We start from the raw sequence: 2,326 nt of genomic DNA on the forward strand, positions 1-2,326 counted from the left end.
ACCGCGCCGGTGAGGCCGCGGACGGCTCCTGGCGGGATTCGACCATGCAGTTGCAGGCGGTGCGCCCGCACGATCACGATCCGAGGAACGCGCGATGACGACACAGCCCGGTACGAGCACGGACATGAGCATCGGAACCGGTCACGCCTGGGGGCCGGCCTCCTCGACGCCTCCCCCGGAGCACGCCCCGCCCGCGGCCGTCCCCGGACCCGGTGAGCCCGAGCGGCCCTTCCTCCGGCGGGTCTGGAGAGGCCGGCCCGAGGACCCGCGCTGGGCGCGCCCCGCCCTCCTCGGCCTGCTGCTCAGCACCGCGGTGCTGTACCTGTACGGCCTGAGCGCCTCGGGGTACGCCAACTCCTTCTACTCCGCGGCCGTGCAGGCCGGCAGCCAGAGCTGGAAGGCCTTCTTCTTCGGCTCGCTCGACTCGGCCAACGCCATCACCGTCGACAAGCCCCCGGCCTCGCTGTGGCCGATGGCCCTGTCGGTGCGGATCTTCGGTCTCGGCTCCTGGGCGATCCTCGTCCCCGAGGTGCTGATGGGCGTGGCCACGGTCGGCGTCCTGTACGCGGCCGTGCGCCGCCGGTTCAGCGCCGCGGCGGGCCTGATCGCGGGCGCGGTGCTCGCGCTCACCCCGGTCGCCGCGCTGATGTTCCGGTTCAACAACCCGGACGCGATGCTCGCGCTGCTCATGACCGTCACGGTCTACTGCGTGATCCGCGCCCTGGAGGACGGCCGCACGAAGTGGCTCCTGTGGGCGGGTGCCGCGGTCGGTCTCGCCTTCCTCGTCAAGACGCTCCAGGCCTTCCTGATCCTGCCGCCGCTGGCCGTGGTGTACGCGGTCTGCGCTCCGGTGAAACTGCGGAAGCGGTTCGTCCAGCTGGGTCTGTCGGCGGCCGCGATGGTGGTCGCCGGCGGCTGGTGGGTCGCGATCGTGGAACTGTGGCCCGCGTCCTCCCGCCCGTACATCGGCGGCTCCCAGAACAACTCCTTCCTCGAGCTGACCTTCGGCTACAACGGCCTCGGCCGCATCAACGGCGACGAGACCGGCAGTGTCGGCGGCGGTGGCGGTGGAGGCGGCACCGGGCAGTGGGGCGAGACCGGCTGGGACCGGATGTTCAACTCCGAGATCGGCGGCCAGATCTCCTGGCTGCTCCCGGCGGCCCTGATCCTGCTGGTGGGTGGTCTCGTCCTGACCCGGAAGGCGAAGCGGACCGACCTGGCCCGTGCCTCGTTCCTCGCCTGGGGCGGCGCGCTGCTGACGACCGCGCTGGTCTTCAGCTACATGGCCGGCATCTTCCACCAGTACTACACGGTGGCCCTGGCCCCCTACATCGCCGCCGTGGTCGGCATGGGCGCGACGGCGCTGTGGGAGGAGCGGGGCAAGGTGTGGGCGTCGCTCACCCTCGCCGCCTCGGTCACCGCGACCGCGGCCTGGGGGTACGTCCTCCTCGACCGCACCTCCGACTATCTGCCGTGGCTCAAGTGGCTGGTCCTCGTCGGCGGTCTGACCGCAGCGCTCGGCCTGATCTTCGCGGCCCGGCTGGGCAGGCGGCTCGCCCTCGCGGCCGCCGGACTGGGCTTCGTGGCCGCGGTCGCGGGCCCCACGGCGTACACGCTCTCCACGGTGGACACCGGGCACACCGGCTCCATCGTGACGGCCGGTCCGGCCGGGGCGGGCATGGGCGGCTTCGGCGGCGGGCGGGGCGGGTTCCCCGGTGGCGGCGGTGGCGGTGGCACGCGGGGCGGGTTCCCCGGTGGTGGTCAGAACCAGCAGGGCGGCGGTACCGCCCCGAACGGGCAGCAGGGCGGCGGGATGCCCGGCGGTGGTGTGCCCGGTGGTGGCACGGGGGGCTTCCCCGGCCAGAACCAGCAGGGCAACGGCGGCACCCGGAACGGGCAGCAGGGTGGCGGCATGCCCGGTGGTGGTACGGGTGAGGGTGGTATGCCCGGTGGCGGTGCCGGAGGGCTGCTGAACGGCGCGACCGTCAGCTCCGAGGCCGAGGCGCTGCTGTCGAAGAACGCGGGGGACTACACCTGGGCGGCCGCCGCGATCGGTTCCCAGAACTCCGCGAGCTACCAACTCGCCACCGGCAAGCCGGTGATGGCGATCGGCGGCTTCAACGGCACCGACCCGTCCCCGACCCTGGCCCAGTTCAAGAAGTACGTGACGGACGGCAGGGTCCACTACTTCATCTCGGGCGGGGGACTGGGCGGCGGCATGGGCGGTGGCTCGGCCTCCGGCGGTTCCTCCACCTCCTCGCAGATCAGCTCGTGGGTCACGGCCAACTTCAAGAAGGTGACGGTGGGTTCGGCCACCTTCTACGAC

At 72.5% G+C, this 2,326-nt stretch carries 1 protein-coding gene; it reads left to right on the forward strand.

The features are described from left to right. Positions 1–94: 94 nt before the first annotated feature. A partial coding sequence (locus CW362_RS42685; protein WP_162684455.1) for an ArnT family glycosyltransferase occupies positions 95–2,326 on the forward strand: 2,232 nt, incomplete at its 3' end.

This window comes from Streptomyces populi (assembly GCF_002911015.1).
Lineage (GTDB): Bacteria > Actinomycetota > Actinomycetes > Streptomycetales > Streptomycetaceae > Streptomyces > Streptomyces populi.